Origin of the sequence: Gottfriedia sp. NPDC058432 (assembly GCF_042721555.1) — a bacterium.
GTDB lineage: Bacteria > Bacillota > Bacilli > Bacillales > Bacillaceae_G > Gottfriedia.
The window spans coordinates 29,227-46,089 of the sequence record NZ_JBHXLC010000013.1 but is presented as its reverse complement, the minus strand read 5'-3'; the positions used below and the strand labels follow the sequence as shown (position 1 = coordinate 46,089).

The window sequence follows — 16,863 nt, the reverse complement described above, 5'->3', positions numbered from 1 at the left end:
ATTCGATTCTTATATAAATCATGGATTAGGCAGTAGACAGATAGCTACTCTTTTGAATAATGATGGAATACCTAATTCAAGTGGCAAAAGATGGACAGCAGATGCAATCGTCTCAATGATACGTCAAATTAAATACACTGGGAATGCCTATTTGCAAATGTCCAGTAAAGGTGATGTCACAAAAGAGCAGAGGAAACGTAAAGTTAAAGATGTTGATGAAATGATTTACCACGAAGGTATCTTACCGGCCATCATTACAACAGAGATTTTTAATTCTGCTCAGGAGATTATGGATAGTAGATCCGTAAACGGTAGAGGTAAAAACAACTCAAAGAATATTTTTAGTAAAAAATTAGTGTGTGGTCACTGTGGTAAAGGATACATCAAGAGTAGTCTTAGCAAGAATGGACGTAGATACGTGTTTTACGCTTGTGGACAACGTAGAAGACTTGGAACATGTCAGAATAAATCAATTATGTTATCACGTTTAGAATCGTTCATTAAGCCATATTGTGATGGAAAGCTGCATGAAATACTTAATAGTAAGAAAACTGATTTAATTAAATGGATTGGTTACTCTATTAGTCTATTAGAGGACAAGTTGAATCGAGTAGATTATAATAAACAGGCTTTACGAACTCGTATAACGGAGATAGAGGCTATTGTGGATACACTTATCCAACAACTTATAGAATCGTCAGAACAGGTTAAAAAGGCTATATCAAGAAAGATTGAACAACTTGAGGATGAACGCAGTAAACTTGAAACGGATTTACACTCATATGATGTTGTAAAGATTAAAGCTGAGATAAATAAATTAAATGAAACAATTCATAACATAAATAAGTCGTCTACCCAAAAAGTATTCAGTATTGAAGAAATATTATTGTTTGTTGAAAGTATTACGATTGACAATGAGGATTTAAAAATTGAATTCAATTTTGATAAAATTTTACCAGGTCAAGCTACAGTTAAAGATACATTAACTGATCTCCTAGATAAATTTAAGTCAGCATCAGATGAATATAAAAGCGTATTAGACCAGATGTAATTAAGTATTGCTTTTTTATCGATCATCATTAGTAAAACCTAAACCGAAACCTAAACGTAAATTGGAGAAAAAAGTATGAAATTAATATCTTGGAATGTAAACGGAATAAGAGCATGTGTGCAAAAGGGATTTTTAGATTATTTTAATGAACAAAAAGCGGATCTATTTTGTATACAAGAAACGAAGTGCCAAGAAGATCAAATAACGTTGGAATTAGCGGGTTATTATCAATTTTGGCATTCTGCAGTACGAAAGGGTTATTCAGGTACTGCAATTTTTACGAAACATAAACCTTTAAATGTAAGTTTTGGATTTAACGGTAAAGAAGAAGATCAAGAAGGAAGGGTATTAACCTTAGAATTCGAGAAATTTTATATGGTAAATGTTTATACGCCTAATTCTCAGCGAGATTTAGCCAGATTACCAATAAGATTAAAATGGGAAGATGATTTTAAAAACTACTTAAATAAGCTCGATGAACAAAAACCTGTCATTTTATGCGGGGACTTAAATGTCGCACATAATGAAATCGATTTGGCAAATCCAAAATCAAATCGTACGAATTCTGGCTTTACGGAAGAAGAACGTGGTAAAATGACAGCAATATTAGAAAGTGGCTTTACTGACAGCTTTCGATTTTTAAATCCAACTAAAGAAGGTTCATATAGTTGGTGGTCTTATATGGCAAAAGTCCGTGAACGAAATATTGGATGGCGTATTGATTATTTTATTATTTCAAATAGACTTCAAAATGAGCTAATAAATTCAGAAATTCACTCCCACATTATGGGTAGTGACCATTGTCCCGTTGTTTTAACGATGGAAGATTCGATCATTTAAATATAGACAAAGTACAAAAATTTGATTTTCAGACTGATTGCAAGTGCTTGCCTTTCGAGGCGCGAAGCCTGGTGAGGAGCGGAGTTACACTTTGCGGTAATGAGCACCGCTTAACAGTAGAAGCAACGAAGAAAGCGAACGTTTGGCGGGCAGTCTGAAAGCTCTAAGGTTTTAGAGCTTTCTTTTTTTATATAGGCATTTAGTAAGTCAAAGAGAAGCAATTATGCGTAAACTAAAGTTAGGACAAAGTATAGATTGTTAATAAGACTACCTATTAGTAGAAAAGGAAGTGGATTCCTATTAGTATAAAATGGCTAGAATGGGCACAGAGAATCCAAGCAATTTCTCAAGCAGGATTGACCTTTACGAAAGATGTTTTTGATAAAGAAAGGTATGAAGAACTAAGACATATAAGTGCTGATATTTTAAATCATTATTCAGAATTACAAATTGAAGAAATCGAGGGATTGTTTCGTAATGAACGGGGGTATCCAACACCAAAGCTTGATGTTAGAGGTGTCGTATTTAAAAATGACAAAATATTATTAGTAAAAGAAAAGCTAGAAAATAAATGGTCTTTACCAGGTGGTTTTTGTGACGTTGGATTATCAGCTTCGGAAAATGTAGTTAAAGAAATTTATGAAGAATCAGGCTATGAAGTTAAAGTGAAGAAACTACTAGCAGTTTTAGACATGACAAAGCATGACCATCCACCACATTCATATCACTACTACAAATTATTTATACAATGTGAAATTGTTGGGGGTAATGCCTCTATTGGAACAGAAACAAGTGATATTGGTTTCTTTGATCAAGAGTACTTACCAGACCTTTCCCTCAATCGAAATACTGCTGCTCAATTAGAATTAATGTTTGAATATTATCAAAATCCTAAAAAAGAAACATGTTTTGATTAAAGATCAATTAAAAAGAAAATATAAAAGATATTAAATAAATCATTTCAGAGTTGCGATCGCAGCTCGATTTTGTTTTAAAGGGTATTAAGTTTATAAAATTGAATTGAAGTTATGAAAAATATACATATTTAGAATTAATGATTAAAATAGAAGGAAATTAATAAATCAACTTTAAAGGAGAAATGATTTGAAAACAAATTCTATGAATTATGTAAAATTCGAAAATGAATTAACAAAAGAACGCATTTCTACTTGCCTTATTTATCAAAATGGAGAAATTAAATATCATTTTTATAAAAATTTAAAAAGCGAAACAAAATTATTCAAAATTAATTCCGTTACGAAAAGTGTTTTATCGATGTTAATAGGAATTGCAATAGATAAAGGATTTATAGAAAGTGTAGATGTACCAATTTCTAAATACTTTCCAAATATCGAAGAGAAAAAACGAGAAATTACGATCGAACATTTGCTAACAATGACACCTGGATATGATTGGCAAGAGTGGGGCGAATGGGGTGGGCGTCCATTTCCAATGATTAATAGTAAAGACTGGATACAATATGTACTTGAAAAAGAAATGGTTAATAATCCAGGTGAAAAAATGATTTATGATTCTGGAGCATCACAAGTACTAAGTGCAATTATTCAGTTGGTAACAAATGAAAAACTATCTTCTTTCGCAAAAAGTATGTTATTTGATCCGTTAGGAATAAAAGAGTTTATTTGGCATGAAGATTCAAAAGGAATAAATATTGGTGGATTTGGTTTAAGTTTAACGACAGATGATCTACTAAAGCTTGGGATTTTAATGATGCAAAAAGGAAAATGGAATAATAGACAAATTATTTCAAGTGAGTGGATTGAAAAATCAACAAAAGCGAAGTACCATACATATCCGCATGTTGGTTCATATGCATACCATTGGTGGGTGCTTGAAAATAAAGAGTTAATGGAACTTGATTCAACGATTTATTTTGCCATGGGTTATGGAGGGCAATTTATCATTATTTCGCCAAAAAATCAATTAGTAGCAGTTTTTACAAGTGCAAAATATATTAATACTTCTACCCCATTAAAAATCATTCAAAAATACCTTCCTTTAATATTAACAAATGAATAGGGCCGAAATATCAAACCTTTATCCTGTAATTTCTATTCTCTAAATTTTGTATGTTTTTTTAATTTGAGAATAGGAATTTACAGAAAAATGTCGAATTAAGTAATAGAAAATATAAATAACAACTTGATAATAGCTCCAAGAAGGGATGAAGATTGATGTTTTTGGTGACAGAAGACTTCAAAACGTTTATTAGGAAATATCCAATCACAACTATTATGGTTGGTTTATGTACTATATTAGCGATCATTACGACATTTTTAGGTGGATATACAATCGAAAATATCATCAATTTAGGTGGGTATGAGCACGAACTAGTAAAACAAGGTGAAATATGGAGACTTTTTACTTATGCATTTATGCACGGAAGCTACGCTCATTTTTTTATGAATATGACCTTTATGATTATTTTAGGAAGACCATTAGAAAGAGCGTTAGGTTCAGTTAAATTTTTACTATTTTATTTATTATCGGTTATTCTTACAGGCCTTATTATTAATTTTAACTATACACCTAATACAGTTGAGACAGGTGCATCAGGTGTTGGCTATGCTTTTTTAGGAATGTATTTGTTTATTACATTATTTAGAAAAAAGATGCTCTTTTCAGATGATCGTAAGTTTGTCATAACATTTTTAGGAATTGGATTACTATCTTCGTTAATTATCCCGTCGACAAGTTTGACTGGTCACCTGGCAGGTATGATTATCGGTTTTATGATAACTCCTCTTTTATTAAAAAAAGGTGCTAGGTTTCAAAACTCCGTTAATGTTTAGAGTACATATAAGAGAAAAAAATAATTTTGTTATAACGATATAATATTTTCAAAACAAACCTAGTTCAAATTGGACTAGGTTTGTTTTGGTTATCTTTCGGTTGAGAATGAACGTTAGTTATACTTAATTTCCATTTTTTTGACGTTGAGATTGTCTGGGTTCCAAAATAAAAAGTGCAAATTCCACCAAGTTACAAAGATTAACCTCATATGTATAATTAATAAAAATACTTCAAAATCATCAGCCAATACAAAGGGAATAGAGATGAAGAATTTATATTTTTTTATAGCAGTAGTAGTAATCTTATTAATTGTATTTAGCTTGATCTATACTTTTCGCATCATTAATGAAAGAAAGAAAAAATTAGAGTTAGTGAAACAAGAGTTTTAAATGACTAGTGGACGATATAATCTTACATATGAAAGAAGGGGCAACTGAACAATATTTAGATTATATGTATCTGGACGGAAAATTTTAAAAGGATTCTCAAGTTGTAGAGGAACAGGAAGTTAGGGACTCTATCTATCAATTTTGGAAATCAGGGGCTTTTTCTTTATAAAGTACTGAAATCCGAGTTGAATAAGTTTCCTAAAGGTTGTCTAATTAGACAACCTCATTTTTTAGTTCAAAAATCAAAATTTTAATTTAAAAATCATATAGATCGATAATTCGGTCAGCTGTTTGACGGTTTCGACATAATTTGTAGAGATCATTAAAAAATCGTTCAACTTCAACAGAAGTACTCGGAATTGGTATTTCTACTTGAAGTGAACCAAATACTTGTTTAAAATAAGCTTTTCGTTCAGCGTTTTTACCATCCCGTTTTAATGGATTGTATTTCCAAACTAAAAATAATTGTCCATCTTGCTCACGAATTTCTCTTATTTCTGCAGCGGTTGTAGATTTATTTTCAACATATATGACTAAATAAAAATTTTCATTGCGATGCCAGTCGATTAATAGTAAATAATAGCTTTCTTCTTCTACTTTACTTAAATGAAAGGCAAAAACAATAGGTTTACCGTTTGTCCATTGTTGGAAATTTTGTAACGTATTTAAAGTTGTTGGTATTTCCTCAATATTAAATAAAGAATTATTTGAAACCATCCAATTTTTAATCTGATTTGAAATACTGATTGCAATTTCTTTTTTCATCATTTACCTCAACTTATTAAGTCCTTTTTATTATCATATCATCAAAAACAGCTTAATAAAATTCTTCCTTGTAATAATCTACCATCTATAAGTTAAAGTTGAAATACTCATATTATTAATGATGATTTAACTAAGGAGGTTTTTATAATGGCAAGAGGTAAAAGCTTTAATCATAAGAAAAAAGGTCATGAACCAACTCATCCAAAAGGATCACTAGTCGCTCCTGAAGACCGTAAACATGAAGATCGAGAAGAAGATTATATTGTGACAGAAGAAGCATTTAAAAATCGCATTCAATAATAATTTATTAAAATGGGACTCAGATTGTATATACCTGAGTCCATTTTTATTTTTACTACCTTATATATTAACCTTCGTTGAAGTTTAATAAGTTGATTAGTTGAATTTTATTCACTGCTTGAAACAACAATGGAATAGGTGGTCCACTTGTTCTATTTAAAACGAGCTGATAGATCATTGTGAAAAAAGTTTTTTGGTTTGCTTTCATCACTTTTTTTTCGTCATGATAACAAATCGAATATAATTCTGTCATTAATTCAGTTTGATCTTGGTGCTTGTTATTTAATAGATAGTCACATAAATTTTTCAACCAATATTGCTGTTCTTCAGTTAAAGAATGATAAAACTCAATAGCTTGTTTGTCGTTTACAATGATATTTTTTTGTGGATAGTAATTTTTAATCCAGTATTCAGCCATCTGACTAATTTTCTCTATTTCTTTTGCTGAGTAGTTTTCTCCATTATGAACAAATATGTCTTGTAATAGATCTACATTGTAATTAACGAGTGGTAGTATGCTAGCAACATGATTAAACTTTGGATGTTTTTTATTAATTATGCCAAAATGTGCAAATTCGACCGATTGACAAATATCTAGATCTTGTAAAGATTGGTCAATATAATTTGATTGATACCGTTCAAATTCTGAATAGTTTTTAATCACATCTTCATCTAGACCAATATTAAATGCTGCAGTTGGTTTATATTTAGCAAACATAAAGAGAATAACTTCTGGTAAATAGATTTGTAATAACTCAGCTGGGGTTATTAAATTTCCAGAGGAGCTAGACATTTTTTGATTTTGACCCTTTATTCCAATAAACTCATATGGTGTATAATGAGGTGCGTCATAGTCAAATATGGCCTTAGCAATTTCTTTTGAAACATTGTAACTTCCTGTTTCAGATGAATGATCTCTTCCACCAGGTTCAAATACAACGTCTTCTTTCATCCATCTCATAGCCCAATCAATTTTCCAGTTTAATTTAATTTTGTTTGCAACTTCTACTGATAATTGATTTGAAAATCCACATTTACATTGATAATCTAAAATTTTTAGTTCCTCATTGTAACGGGTAATTGTAGTATCATCTTTTTCGCAGCTTTCACAATATAGAGTAATCGGGTAAAAATCATTACGTTCTCGTTCATTTGGAACATTTGTTTTGAACTTAATTAAAATATCATAAATTTCTTTTCTTTTTTCAAGAGCGTGTATAATGTCAACATTGTATCTACCTGATTTGTATTCTTGACTTTGATAAATAAACTCAACTTCAATTCCTAGTTCAGATAAGGAATGTTCAAATTCCTTTTCAAAGTGTTCAGCGAATGTTGAGTGACAACCAAAAGGGTCAGGGATATTTGAATAGGCTTTACCAATAAAATGATGAAAAGTTGGATCGATATTATTCGGGACCTTCCTAAAACGATCAAAATCATCCCAAGAAAAGATAAATCTTGTTTTTTTACCTAAATTATTTAAAGCTTTTACAACAAAATAAGTTGTAATGATCTCACGAAAATTTCCAATATGAACCGACCCAGATGGGCTTATGCCAGATGCACATACATAAGTTTCTTTATTTGGATATTTTTCAATTAATTGATTTGCGATTTTATATGCCCAATGCATGTTTTCACCTCGAAATTATTTGTTTTTTAACCTTTTAATTACAAATAAAAAAACTCCCACCCCCAAGATTTAATCATCTTGAGGACGAGAGTTTGTTAACTTCGTGGTACCACCCCAGTTTATTGATATGTTACCATACCAACCTTATTTAGGTACGGCACGAATGCTTATACCCTATCTCTATAACGGGAGAACCCGTCGTACCATCTCTAAAGTGAACTTTAGTTCCATACGAAGCTCCAAGTCTTTTTTCATAAAGTTGATTATTACTCCTTTTTCAGCATTCAGGAGCTCTCTGTAAATAATTTTAGCTTTACTACTTTTCTCTTCATAGCTTTTAAATTTCGAAATATTAATTGTTATTATATTAATCAAAACAATATTAATTGTCAATTAAATCAAAAGTTGAATAAACTAATTTAAATACTGTTTGAATGGAGGTGCCAAATTGAGGGATATAGTTGATGATTTACCCCTAATCGGTGCTTATTTTTTATTATTTGGTACATCAACGGCGGCTGTTGGTATTTCAAGTACAAAAATCATAAGTGAAAACTTTGGTAGAAGTTTATTCGCTAAAGGTAATGCAATCGAAGCATTTGGGAACTCCATTCAAGCTATTGGAAGAGAAAAATTATATAAGAGAGCAAAAGAAGAAAATGAAAAAGAAATAGAATTTGAATTAATGATGATGATTGGTGCTTGGATTCAAGCAATTGGAAATGGTACAAATACATTTGCAACACATTTAGAAATTGAAGGAATGGAAAGAGAAGGTTTTAGATTAAACGCTCTCGGAGGTGTCATTCAATCAATTGGTGCTCAAATTGAAACAACTGCAGCATATAGCGAGGGGACGCAACTAGATAAAATTGAGGCTTATGGCAATCAATTAATCGGTTTAGGCGCGTTAATAGACGGCATTGCAAATGCGGCATTACTACGTGATAAAATTATTTTAGGTGAAGATTTATTACTTGTTGGTAGCTGGGTGCAAGTATTCGGAGCAATTTTAATTATTTATGCACTGCGCAATAAAAGAAGCGAATATGAAAAAGAACAGTTAGAATATCGATATGGCTATTATCCAAATAAAAAGTTCGAATGGTAAATTACTAATTTTTTGTGAAGAATACGAAAAAAAGAAGGTATAAATTTGTTAATGGCAAATATTATTATTAAAATTAAATTAAAACATTTTGTTTTTTTTGTAAAGCATTTTGTGAGAAAATAGAGTTTATCAATTTAAATAGAATAAACTAATTTTTTGAAATAGAGGTATGATTAGATGAATTTAAAAATAATTACTGATAGTGCGGCAGATTTACCAAAAGATATTATTGAACAATATAATATTGATGTCATTCCATTACGAGTTTATTCAGAAGATGAAAAAGAATATTTTGATGGTTTAACATTGGATTCAAAGACGTTATTTAATGAAATGCGTAATGGAAAAGTATTTAAAACGTCTCTTCCTTCGTATGAGTATATTTATAATACTTTTGTTAAATATGCAAAGGAAAATATACCATGTATTTATATTGCTTTTTCTTCTGAACTTTCAGGTACATATCAATCAGCAGTAATGGTAAAAAATGAGTTTGACGAGGAATTTCCTGATTTTGATTTAGAGATATTTGATACAAAAAGTGCATCAATCGGACAAGGGCTAATAGCTGTTAATGCTGCAAAACTTGCGATGAATGGAGCTACAAAAGAAGAGGTTGTTAATAAGATAATACATAGCATTCAACATATTGAACATATTTTTACAGTAGATGACCTTCAATATTTGGTGCGTGGAGGTCGCTTGAGTAAAGTGGCTGGTTTTGTAGGCAATTTATTAAATATTAAACCTATATTACACGTTGAAGATGGAAAGTTAATTCCACTTGAAAAAATAAGAGGTTCTAAAAAATTGATAAAAAGAATTCTTGAAATTATGGAATCTCGTGGGACAAATTTATCAACTCAATTAATTGGTATTTCTCACGGTGACGATCTAGATAAAGCAATCGAAATTAAAAATGCTTTGGCAGAGACATTTGGATGTAAGGAATTTGTCATTAATTCAATTGGGTCTGCTATAGGTGCTCATGCAGGACCTGGTACTTTAGCCATATTTTTTATGAACGAAAATAAAAAATAAAATGAATAAAAGAGCTAATTTCACAAAATGAAATCAGCTCTTTTTTTAATTTTCTGATAATATTACCCGGATAATAATTCGTACATAATTACTTCAAAAAATGCAAATAGTATTTATGTAATCTTCAACAACTAATTTTATGAGGTGAAAACGATGTCAATTTTAGATAACTGGGATCAATGGAAAGATTTTTTAGGTGATCGTTTAGATGCAACAGGTGAAAAAGGTGTTGGTGAAGGTGCTATTTCTGAAATGGCATATCGCTTAGGAAATTACTTAGCAAATGAAGTTGAACCAAAAAATGCAGAAGAACAAATTTTAAAAGACCTTTGGGAAGTCGCAGATGAACAAGAGCAACATACAATTGCACATCTAATGATGAAGTATGTTAAAAATAAATAATTAAAATAAAGTGATTAAAAAATAGCCCTGTGAATAGAATCATAAGGGCTATTTTTTATTTGTTTAATTTAAAGTAATTTAAAAACTTTCTGGTTGTAGAAAACAAAATGGGTTTACAAAAAATTCAATAAAAATAATAAAAATTAAACTTGAAATGGACATATAATTCACATATACTGTACTTATTGTGAGTACTGTTTTTGGAATAAGGACAATTACTATTTACATTTTATTTGTTTTTTTGTATGATAGACTTTCTGTTCAAATTTCATTTTTATCATAAAATGGATTTTTGCACTAATAAATAGAATAGAATATTTGAACGAATTTCAATACAGCTTTTAAAAAATATATAGAAGAATGGGGATAATATATGAATAATCAGCAAAATTCGGCTGAAACGCCGTTTAGCGTAAAAACGATTATTGGTCCAATGATGGCAGTAATCGTAGGTATGATCATGGTTATTTTAGATAGTACGGTAGTAAACGTAGCATTACCGGGCATTACCGAATATTTTAAATCTGATTTAACAAAAATGCAGTGGACGATTACAGGATATACATTAGCATTATCAGCTGTAATACCACTTGCAGGATGGATGTCTGATCGATTTGGTGCAAAAAGAATTTTCTTATTTACGATTTTGTTTTTCACAATCGGCTCTGTGCTTTGTTCAGTTGCACAAACACCTGAACAATTAATTTTATTCCGTGTAATTCAAGGGGTTGGTGGAGGAATGGTTGCACCAATCGGTATGGCGATTATCTTTAGATTAGCTCCACCAGAAAAAATCGGGTCAATTATGGGGATGCTTGGAATTCCAATGTTACTTGCACCTGCATTAGGTCCAGTTATTTCAGGATGGTTTGTAGAGTATTCTACTTGGCATTGGATCTTCCTAATTAATTTACCAATCGGTATTATTGCAATGATAATTGGCGCTAAATTCTTACCTAATTTCGAAACAAAATCAGTTCCTGCTTTAGATGGCTTAGGAATTATAATTGCTCCAATTGCTTTTTCAATGTTAGCATACGGTGTTAGTCAAAGTTCAACAAGCTGGACTTCAAAAGGAACATTAACAGGCTTAATTGTTGGTGGAGTAGCATTATTACTTTTCATCTTTGTTGAACTTCGCCAAAAGCAACCTTTACTTGAGTTACGAGTATTTAAATCATCTGATTTTGTTAGAAGCATTTTAATTACATGGATAATGCAAATTGCTTTATTTGGTTCTTTCCTAATTGTTCCATTATTTTTACAAACAGTTAAACAATATGGGGCGTTTGAAACGGGCTTAATTATGTTACCTCAAGCATTAGCATCGGCTTTAATGATGCCAATCGGTGGTAAAATGTATGATAAAGTTGGTGCTAGACCGATGGCGTTAGTTGGTTTAACAATTATCACATCTGCACTATTCATTTTCTCTAAAATCTCAGTAGACTCATCAGATACATTTATTATGTTAACACTTGCTATGATGGGGGCTGGAATGGGATTATCAATGATGCCGATTAATACACATGTATTACAATCTGCACCAAGACATTTAGTAAGTCGTGTTACTCCTTTAACTGCAGCTGCACAGCAAGTAATGGTATCATTTGCAGTAGCAGGTATGGCTGGATTTTTAACTTCAAGTACAAAGGATTATATGGCAAAAACAACAAATCCATTAAATGCTATGATATCAGCATTTGGTGATACTTTCTTACTAGCAGCAGGAATCGCATTAGTAGGAGCGTTGTTAGCTATTATCTTACGTAAACCAAAAATGCAAAATACAGATGCCTCAAAAGCAGATCTTGACGAGTCAAAATCTTCAATGATGGTAGGACATTAATATATATAAAAGAAGCCAAATTCAAAATTGGCTTCTTTTTTTGTCATTATTGATTATAATTTAAATAGTATCGAAAAAATTTTAATAATTTCTATAATTTTAAGAAAAATGTTATAAAACTAATTGAATTGTAATAAAAATGTCCTTATTATGTAAGGTTAGTTATGTATAATTAAGGCTCGAATATAGTTTTACTTTACAATGGAGCTGATTTAATGATTAAAAGTATTTGCAAAACGACTTTAGCACTATCAATTTTAACTGGAGGTTTATTCTATGGAAATACTACTCCGAGTTCAATTAAGACTGTGGAAGCTGCAACGATAAGTGGTACAGTAACTGCATCCGTTTTAAATGTAAGAAGTGGTCCTAGTACTAGTTATAAAGTAGTTGGGACACTTAAAAAGGGTGCGAAAGTTACGATTACAAGCACAAGTGGGTCTTGGTATAAAATAAAAAGTGGAACAAAAACTGGATGGGTTTCTACTAAATATATTAAAAAAGCCCCAACTACAGTGTCTGCAACGACCGTAAATAAAATGAAAACTTTAGGTACTTCAAAGCAATTAATCATTGTGTCAGCAGAAAATGAAAGTACAAGAAATGTTTTAATTGAAACATTTGAAAAAAGCGGTACTAGTTGGAAAAAACTTCATACATATTCAGGCGTGATCGGTAAAAACGGCATGATTAGTAGTAAACATGAAGGTGATTATGAAACACCTGAAGGGAAATATACAATTACAACAGCTTTCGGTAGATATTCAAATCCAGGTACTAAAATGTCATATCGTAAAATTACTTCAAATGATGTTTTTGTAGATGATTCAAATAGTAAATTATATAATACTTGGCAATTGGCATCAGAAAATAACGGTAGATGGAAAACTGCTGAAAAAATGAATATTTCTCAATATGATTATGGATTTGTTATTAACTATAATACTGCGAGAACCCCAGGTAAAGGTAGTGCAATATTTTTTCACATAGCTGGAACTTCAGGATATACTGCAGGCTGCACAGCTACATCTAAAACAAATGTAGTATCCATTTTAAAATGGTTAGATCCTGCAAAAAAACCATTAATTATTCAAACACCATTGAATAAATTAACTCAATATTAATATGATTTGAAACTGGTCGATGATTTGATCAGTTTTTTTATGTTTCAAACTTGTAAAAGGTGCTTGTCTCTAATAAATGAAAGGCTGTCTAATCGGAAGTTTTTTAAGTTAATTAAAGGTTTTGTTAAATTAAAATGTTGATTTTTGAACTAAAAAAAGGCTGTCTAAATAGACAACCTTTAGAAATGCTTATTAATTTAAACCTTACTTTAGTATAATAAAACTTTATTTTACGCTATTAACAAGTTCCCTCATAGAGTTTAACTGTGAAGATAGCTCATTAAACCAAACCTCATCCCCCGTTGAGAGGGCTACGTCAATTAGAAAGCGAATCTGTTCTTTGTTTGTCACTTTTGAATCAGGCATTTTCATAACGTTTTTATTTAGCATGTGAATGGTTTTCCCAACAGTCGTTTTGTTATCTGAAGTTATTACATTTACAGTTACTATTTCATCATGAATTTTAAATGATTCAACATAACCTATAACTAATTCACCACCCATTGATATACCTTTAACCCAGTCACCTGTTTTTAAAATAGAATTATTATTTGTGTTCATTTTTTTTCCACCTTCTTATTTAGAGTTGCAATTTAAAAATTTGTGATCGTAACAGTACTTAGTATGAACTGTAACTTTTTTTATTACATTTCAGATAAAAGAAGGCATAGCCTTCACTTTAGTAGCTGTTTACTTATCATCTGATATGATCGACAATGTCCTTAATCGTATATTGCTTTAAATATCCTCCAAGATGTTTTTCGGCACCACAGAAAATATTAAAAAGAACATTTTGCATATTTGCCCCAACAACACACTTTTCATTTGATTCTGGGCACTTAGGCTGCAATGCCCCCTCAGAGGTGATCCTATAAATATCCCATAGATTAACTTCATTTAAATCTATAGCAAAAATAAATCCACCACCAGTTCCTTCCTTCGATTTTATAAATCCATGCTTTTTTAACAAACTAAGCACTTTACGAATACGAACTGGATGGACACAGGCACTCTCTGATATTGCATCACTTGTAGACATCCGATCCGGCTGCAGCGCAAGATAAGTTAAACTATGAATGGCAAGAGTGAAATCACTATTCATGGTCTGCCTCCTAAAAATCGTTAATTTCTTTATATATTCCGAGATTTAATTTAGTACTGTAATAAAATGTGTTGAAAATTGAAATTTTTTATTATTAATTAGCTACTTTTTGTGATTTAATGTATGAGAATGTTCGTAGCTTACGAGGAAGAAAACTACGAATTTCTTCTTCGTTATAACCAACCTGTAATCTTTTTTCGTCTAGGATTATTGGTAGGCGCAACATTTTGGGATTATTTATAATTAATTTATATAATTCATTTAAAGGGAGCGAATCAATATTTATATTTAATTCCTGAAACGTTTTTGATTTTTTCGATATAATCTCTTCAGTACCAGTTTCTGTCATGCGAAGAATAGATTTAATCTCTTCAAGTGTAAGTGATTCATTCATAATATTTTTCACATTATAGTCTATATCATGTTCCTCTAGCCAAGCTTTTGCTTTGCGACAAGATGTACAACTTGATGTTACATATAGATTCACCATTCATTTACACTCCTTATATTTAAAATGTAATAAAAAATATTACAGTTGGGATAAAAATCGAGTACTAATATAGTATCTAAGAAAATAAATTAGGTTGACTATCATACTCGATTTAAATGAGTATACTGTAATTTTATTATTTACAGTTAAAAGTGTCAACTATATTTTTAGAGTTTAAATTATGTGGTGCGTTTAATTCTTGTACGAAATTCTAAAAAGAATTCTACTATGGATTTAAGAAAGTTCGGATTAAAACAGCAAAGTGCAAAAAGTTATGTATATTTTGAAATTTCTAAGTATAATAGAATGTACAATTACGATATAAAGTGAAATTTTAGAGGTGGAATATGAGCGAACTAGAATTTTTTGAAATAGAGACTAGTCGATTAAAACTTCGAAGGTTTAAAGATAAAGATGTTAGCAACTTTTATAAATATCGTTCAAATCCAGATGTAGCGATTTATCAAGGTTGGGAGAATTATACATACGAACAAGCGATTAATTTTATAGAAAAACAAAAAACAGCTGAAATGAATATTCCTGATTCATGGGTTCAAGTAGCGATTGAACATAAAATGGATGGTCAACTAATAGGGGATATAGGTGTACATACCTTATTAGATCCTGCAAATCAAGTTGAAGTCGGCTTTACATTGGAACCATTGTATCAAAATAAAGGATTTGCTTTTGAAGCATTACAAGGAATTTTTGAGTATTTATTCAATGAATTAAACAAAGAAAAAATAAACGCAATTGCTGATGAGCAAAATTCATCCTCAATTAAATTATTGAGGAAGTTAGGATTTCAACAGATAAAAATAATAGAAAATTCTTATTTTAAAAACCAATATGTAACCGAAATTATGTTTGAACTTTCGAAAAATGATTGGAATAAAAAGTAGGGGATGAGTTTTAAATGAATTTCTTTAAAGGAGCATTGTGTTTATCGTTGGCCGCTAGCATTTGGGGTATGACCTATGTTGTTAGTAAAGTAGTATTAGATAGTATTTCTCCATGGTTATTACTTGAAATGAGATTTCTTTTAGCATTACTAACTTTAGGGATCATTTGTTTCTTCCAAAAAAGCTGGAAAATTAGTAAGAAAGATTTATTTCCAATCGCGCTAATAGCTTTAGTAGGCTATACTGGCTCAATTGGTTTTCAATTTATTGGTACGAAGCTTTCAGGAGCAGCAATGGGTTCTTTAATTACTTCAGCTTCTCCGGCGTTAATTTCATTATTTGCATTTTTAATTTTAAAAGAAAAGATTAATAACCGTAAAATTGTATCGTTAATTTTAGCTACTATTGGAGTAATTGTTGTAATTGGATTTCCAAAAGGTGGATCAAATTTAGGAGCGTATTTTGGAAATCTCATTTTAGTAGGTGCTGCAATAACTTGGGCATTGTATACAGTTCTAAGTAAAGTTCAGACTAATAAATACTCATCATTAACCGTAACGACTTGGGCAACGGTATTTGGTGTAATTTTTACATTACCATTTACTATAATAGAACAAAGTAATCACATAACTGACTTACCATCAAATAGTTGGATTTGGATGGGAGTCATATTTTTAGGCACGATTTCAACAGCAGGAGCGTTTTATCTTTGGAACAAAGGATTTGAATATATCGATACTTCCACAGGGTCATTATTTTTCTTTTTACAGCCATTAATTGGTACGATATTTGGGTATTTTTTATTAAATGAAGAAATTAATCCTTCTTTTTTCATAGGAAGTATTCTAATTGTTGTAGCTGTGTATTTATCGATAAAAGAACCGAAGCAAAAAACAATGTACCAATATAACTCAAAAAAAGCATAATTTACAAAAAAGTGGTTGAAGTATCAACTGCTTTTTTTTATTGGATATTTTTCCTAAATAGTTGAATTTTAACAACAGGAGTAACTAATTTTTAAGGAATTAACTTTTATGTTTATTTAAA

General features: G+C 30.6%; 18 protein-coding genes, 1 pseudogene and 1 other annotated feature. Of the genes and pseudogenes, 14 read left to right on the top strand and 5 right to left on the bottom strand.

The features are described 5' to 3' along the window. Positions 1-7: 7 nt before the first annotated feature. The 6 genes and pseudogenes from ACFWM3_RS14615 to ACFWM3_RS14590 form a co-directional block, all read left to right on the top strand. Positions 8-289, top strand: a pseudogene (locus ACFWM3_RS14615) (recombinase family protein); the annotation flags it as partial. Further along, positions 290-1,051, top strand: coding sequence for a recombinase zinc beta ribbon domain-containing protein (locus ACFWM3_RS14610; protein WP_390311920.1), 762 nt, complete (start codon positions 290-292; stop codon positions 1,049-1,051). Between the two features lie 75 nt (positions 1,052-1,126). After that, positions 1,127-1,891, top strand: coding sequence for an exodeoxyribonuclease III (locus ACFWM3_RS14605; RefSeq protein ID WP_056466212.1), 765 nt, complete (start codon positions 1,127-1,129; stop codon positions 1,889-1,891). Positions 1,892-2,190: 299 nt separating this feature from the next. Beyond that, positions 2,191-2,808, top strand: a complete 618-nt coding sequence (locus ACFWM3_RS14600) for an NUDIX hydrolase (RefSeq protein WP_390311919.1) — start codon at positions 2,191-2,193, stop codon at positions 2,806-2,808. Positions 2,809-2,995: 187 nt separating this feature from the next. Then, positions 2,996-3,931, top strand: coding sequence for a serine hydrolase domain-containing protein (locus ACFWM3_RS14595; protein WP_390311823.1), 936 nt, complete (start codon positions 2,996-2,998; stop codon positions 3,929-3,931). A 155-nt stretch (positions 3,932-4,086) separates the two neighbouring features. After that, entirely contained in the window at positions 4,087-4,704 is a 618-nt protein-coding gene (locus ACFWM3_RS14590; protein ID WP_056466203.1) for a rhomboid family intramembrane serine protease, read from the top strand. A gap of 645 nt (positions 4,705-5,349) precedes the next feature. Here the strand turns inward: ACFWM3_RS14590 and ACFWM3_RS14585 are convergent. Continuing rightward, positions 5,350-5,859 (bottom strand): hypothetical protein, encoded by a 510-nt coding sequence (locus ACFWM3_RS14585; RefSeq protein WP_056466201.1) that lies wholly within the window; start codon positions 5,857-5,859, stop codon positions 5,350-5,352. Positions 5,860-6,006: 147 nt separating this feature from the next. On the opposite strand from ACFWM3_RS14585, the gene ACFWM3_RS14580 reads away from it, so the two are divergent. Then, positions 6,007-6,159 (top strand): hypothetical protein, encoded by a 153-nt coding sequence (locus tag ACFWM3_RS14580; protein WP_165347078.1) that lies wholly within the window; start codon positions 6,007-6,009, stop codon positions 6,157-6,159. 67 nt (positions 6,160-6,226) lie between these two features. Here the strand turns inward: ACFWM3_RS14580 and lysS are convergent, their stop codons facing one another. Then, positions 6,227-7,795 carry a lysine--tRNA ligase gene (lysS, locus tag ACFWM3_RS14575; protein ID WP_390311822.1) on the bottom strand — a complete coding sequence of 523 codons (1,569 nt, stop codon included), beginning with the start codon at positions 7,793-7,795 and terminating at the stop codon, positions 6,227-6,229. Between the two features lie 77 nt (positions 7,796-7,872). Beyond that, positions 7,873-8,136, bottom strand: a binding site (T-box leader). 107 nt (positions 8,137-8,243) lie between these two features. On the opposite strand from lysS, the gene ACFWM3_RS14570 reads away from it, so the two are divergent. The 5 genes from ACFWM3_RS14570 to ACFWM3_RS14550 all read left to right on the top strand — a co-directional run bounded on the left by ACFWM3_RS14570 (position 8,244) and on the right by ACFWM3_RS14550 (position 13,322). Beyond that, on the top strand, positions 8,244-8,906 hold the full coding sequence (locus tag ACFWM3_RS14570) for a DUF6944 family repetitive protein (RefSeq protein WP_390311821.1): 663 nt from the start codon (positions 8,244-8,246) through the stop codon (positions 8,904-8,906). A 177-nt stretch (positions 8,907-9,083) separates the two neighbouring features. After that, positions 9,084-9,947 carry a DegV family protein gene (locus tag ACFWM3_RS14565; RefSeq protein ID WP_390311820.1) on the top strand — a complete coding sequence of 288 codons (864 nt, stop codon included), beginning with the start codon at positions 9,084-9,086 and terminating at the stop codon, positions 9,945-9,947. A gap of 153 nt (positions 9,948-10,100) precedes the next feature. Further along, positions 10,101-10,349, top strand: coding sequence for a DUF3243 domain-containing protein (locus ACFWM3_RS14560; RefSeq protein ID WP_056466188.1), 249 nt, complete (start codon positions 10,101-10,103; stop codon positions 10,347-10,349). Between the two features lie 373 nt (positions 10,350-10,722). Continuing rightward, positions 10,723-12,198, top strand: coding sequence for an MDR family MFS transporter (locus tag ACFWM3_RS14555; protein ID WP_390311819.1), 1,476 nt, complete (start codon positions 10,723-10,725; stop codon positions 12,196-12,198). Between the two features lie 215 nt (positions 12,199-12,413). After that, on the top strand, positions 12,414-13,322 hold the full coding sequence (locus ACFWM3_RS14550; protein ID WP_390311818.1) for an SH3 domain-containing protein: 909 nt from the start codon (positions 12,414-12,416) through the stop codon (positions 13,320-13,322). Between the two features lie 225 nt (positions 13,323-13,547). Here the strand turns inward: ACFWM3_RS14550 and ACFWM3_RS14545 are convergent, their stop codons facing one another. From ACFWM3_RS14545 to spxA, 3 genes are all read right to left on the bottom strand, one after another. Further along, on the bottom strand, positions 13,548-13,883 hold the full coding sequence (locus tag ACFWM3_RS14545) for an IDEAL domain-containing protein (protein ID WP_390311817.1): 336 nt from the start codon (positions 13,881-13,883) through the stop codon (positions 13,548-13,550). Positions 13,884-14,019: 136 nt separating this feature from the next. After that, entirely contained in the window at positions 14,020-14,424 is a 405-nt protein-coding gene (locus ACFWM3_RS14540; protein ID WP_056466181.1) for an RrF2 family transcriptional regulator, read from the bottom strand. A 94-nt stretch (positions 14,425-14,518) separates the two neighbouring features. After that, positions 14,519-14,914 carry a transcriptional regulator SpxA gene (gene spxA, locus ACFWM3_RS14535; RefSeq protein WP_056466178.1) on the bottom strand — a complete coding sequence of 132 codons (396 nt, stop codon included), beginning with the start codon at positions 14,912-14,914 and terminating at the stop codon, positions 14,519-14,521. 347 nt (positions 14,915-15,261) lie between these two features. Between spxA and ACFWM3_RS14530 the strand changes: the two genes are divergently transcribed. Further along, positions 15,262-15,816 (top strand): GNAT family N-acetyltransferase, encoded by a 555-nt coding sequence (locus tag ACFWM3_RS14530; protein WP_390311816.1) that lies wholly within the window; start codon positions 15,262-15,264, stop codon positions 15,814-15,816. A gap of 14 nt (positions 15,817-15,830) precedes the next feature. Then, entirely contained in the window at positions 15,831-16,742 is a 912-nt protein-coding gene (locus tag ACFWM3_RS14525) for a DMT family transporter (protein WP_390311815.1), read from the top strand. The last annotated feature ends 121 nt before the right edge of the window (positions 16,743-16,863 follow it).

Excerpts from the sequence above, each read along its gene's own strand:
- ACFWM3_RS14605 (WP_056466212.1), top strand. The coding sequence starts at position 1,127 with ATGAAATTAATATCTTGGAATGTAAACGGAATAAGAGCATGTGTGCAA.
- ACFWM3_RS14525 (WP_390311815.1), top strand. The coding sequence starts at position 15,831 with ATGAATTTCTTTAAAGGAGCATTGTGTTTATCGTTGGCCGCTAGCATT.
- ACFWM3_RS14555 (WP_390311819.1), top strand. The coding sequence starts at position 10,723 with ATGAATAATCAGCAAAATTCGGCTGAAACGCCGTTTAGCGTAAAAACG.
- lysS (WP_390311822.1), bottom strand. The coding sequence starts at position 7,795 with ATGCATTGGGCATATAAAATCGCAAATCAATTAATTGAAAAATATCCA.
- ACFWM3_RS14565 (WP_390311820.1), top strand. The coding sequence starts at position 9,084 with ATGAATTTAAAAATAATTACTGATAGTGCGGCAGATTTACCAAAAGAT.
- ACFWM3_RS14610 (WP_390311920.1), top strand. The coding sequence starts at position 290 with ATGGATAGTAGATCCGTAAACGGTAGAGGTAAAAACAACTCAAAGAAT.
- ACFWM3_RS14580 (WP_165347078.1), top strand. The coding sequence starts at position 6,007 with ATGGCAAGAGGTAAAAGCTTTAATCATAAGAAAAAAGGTCATGAACCA.
- ACFWM3_RS14590 (WP_056466203.1), top strand. The coding sequence starts at position 4,087 with ATGTTTTTGGTGACAGAAGACTTCAAAACGTTTATTAGGAAATATCCA.
- ACFWM3_RS14540 (WP_056466181.1), bottom strand. The coding sequence starts at position 14,424 with ATGAATAGTGATTTCACTCTTGCCATTCATAGTTTAACTTATCTTGCG.
- ACFWM3_RS14545 (WP_390311817.1), bottom strand. The coding sequence starts at position 13,883 with ATGAACACAAATAATAATTCTATTTTAAAAACAGGTGACTGGGTTAAA.
- ACFWM3_RS14550 (WP_390311818.1), top strand. The coding sequence starts at position 12,414 with ATGATTAAAAGTATTTGCAAAACGACTTTAGCACTATCAATTTTAACT.
- ACFWM3_RS14560 (WP_056466188.1), top strand. The coding sequence starts at position 10,101 with ATGTCAATTTTAGATAACTGGGATCAATGGAAAGATTTTTTAGGTGAT.
- ACFWM3_RS14585 (WP_056466201.1), bottom strand. The coding sequence starts at position 5,859 with ATGAAAAAAGAAATTGCAATCAGTATTTCAAATCAGATTAAAAATTGG.
- spxA (WP_056466178.1), bottom strand. The coding sequence starts at position 14,914 with ATGGTGAATCTATATGTAACATCAAGTTGTACATCTTGTCGCAAAGCA.
- ACFWM3_RS14530 (WP_390311816.1), top strand. The coding sequence starts at position 15,262 with ATGAGCGAACTAGAATTTTTTGAAATAGAGACTAGTCGATTAAAACTT.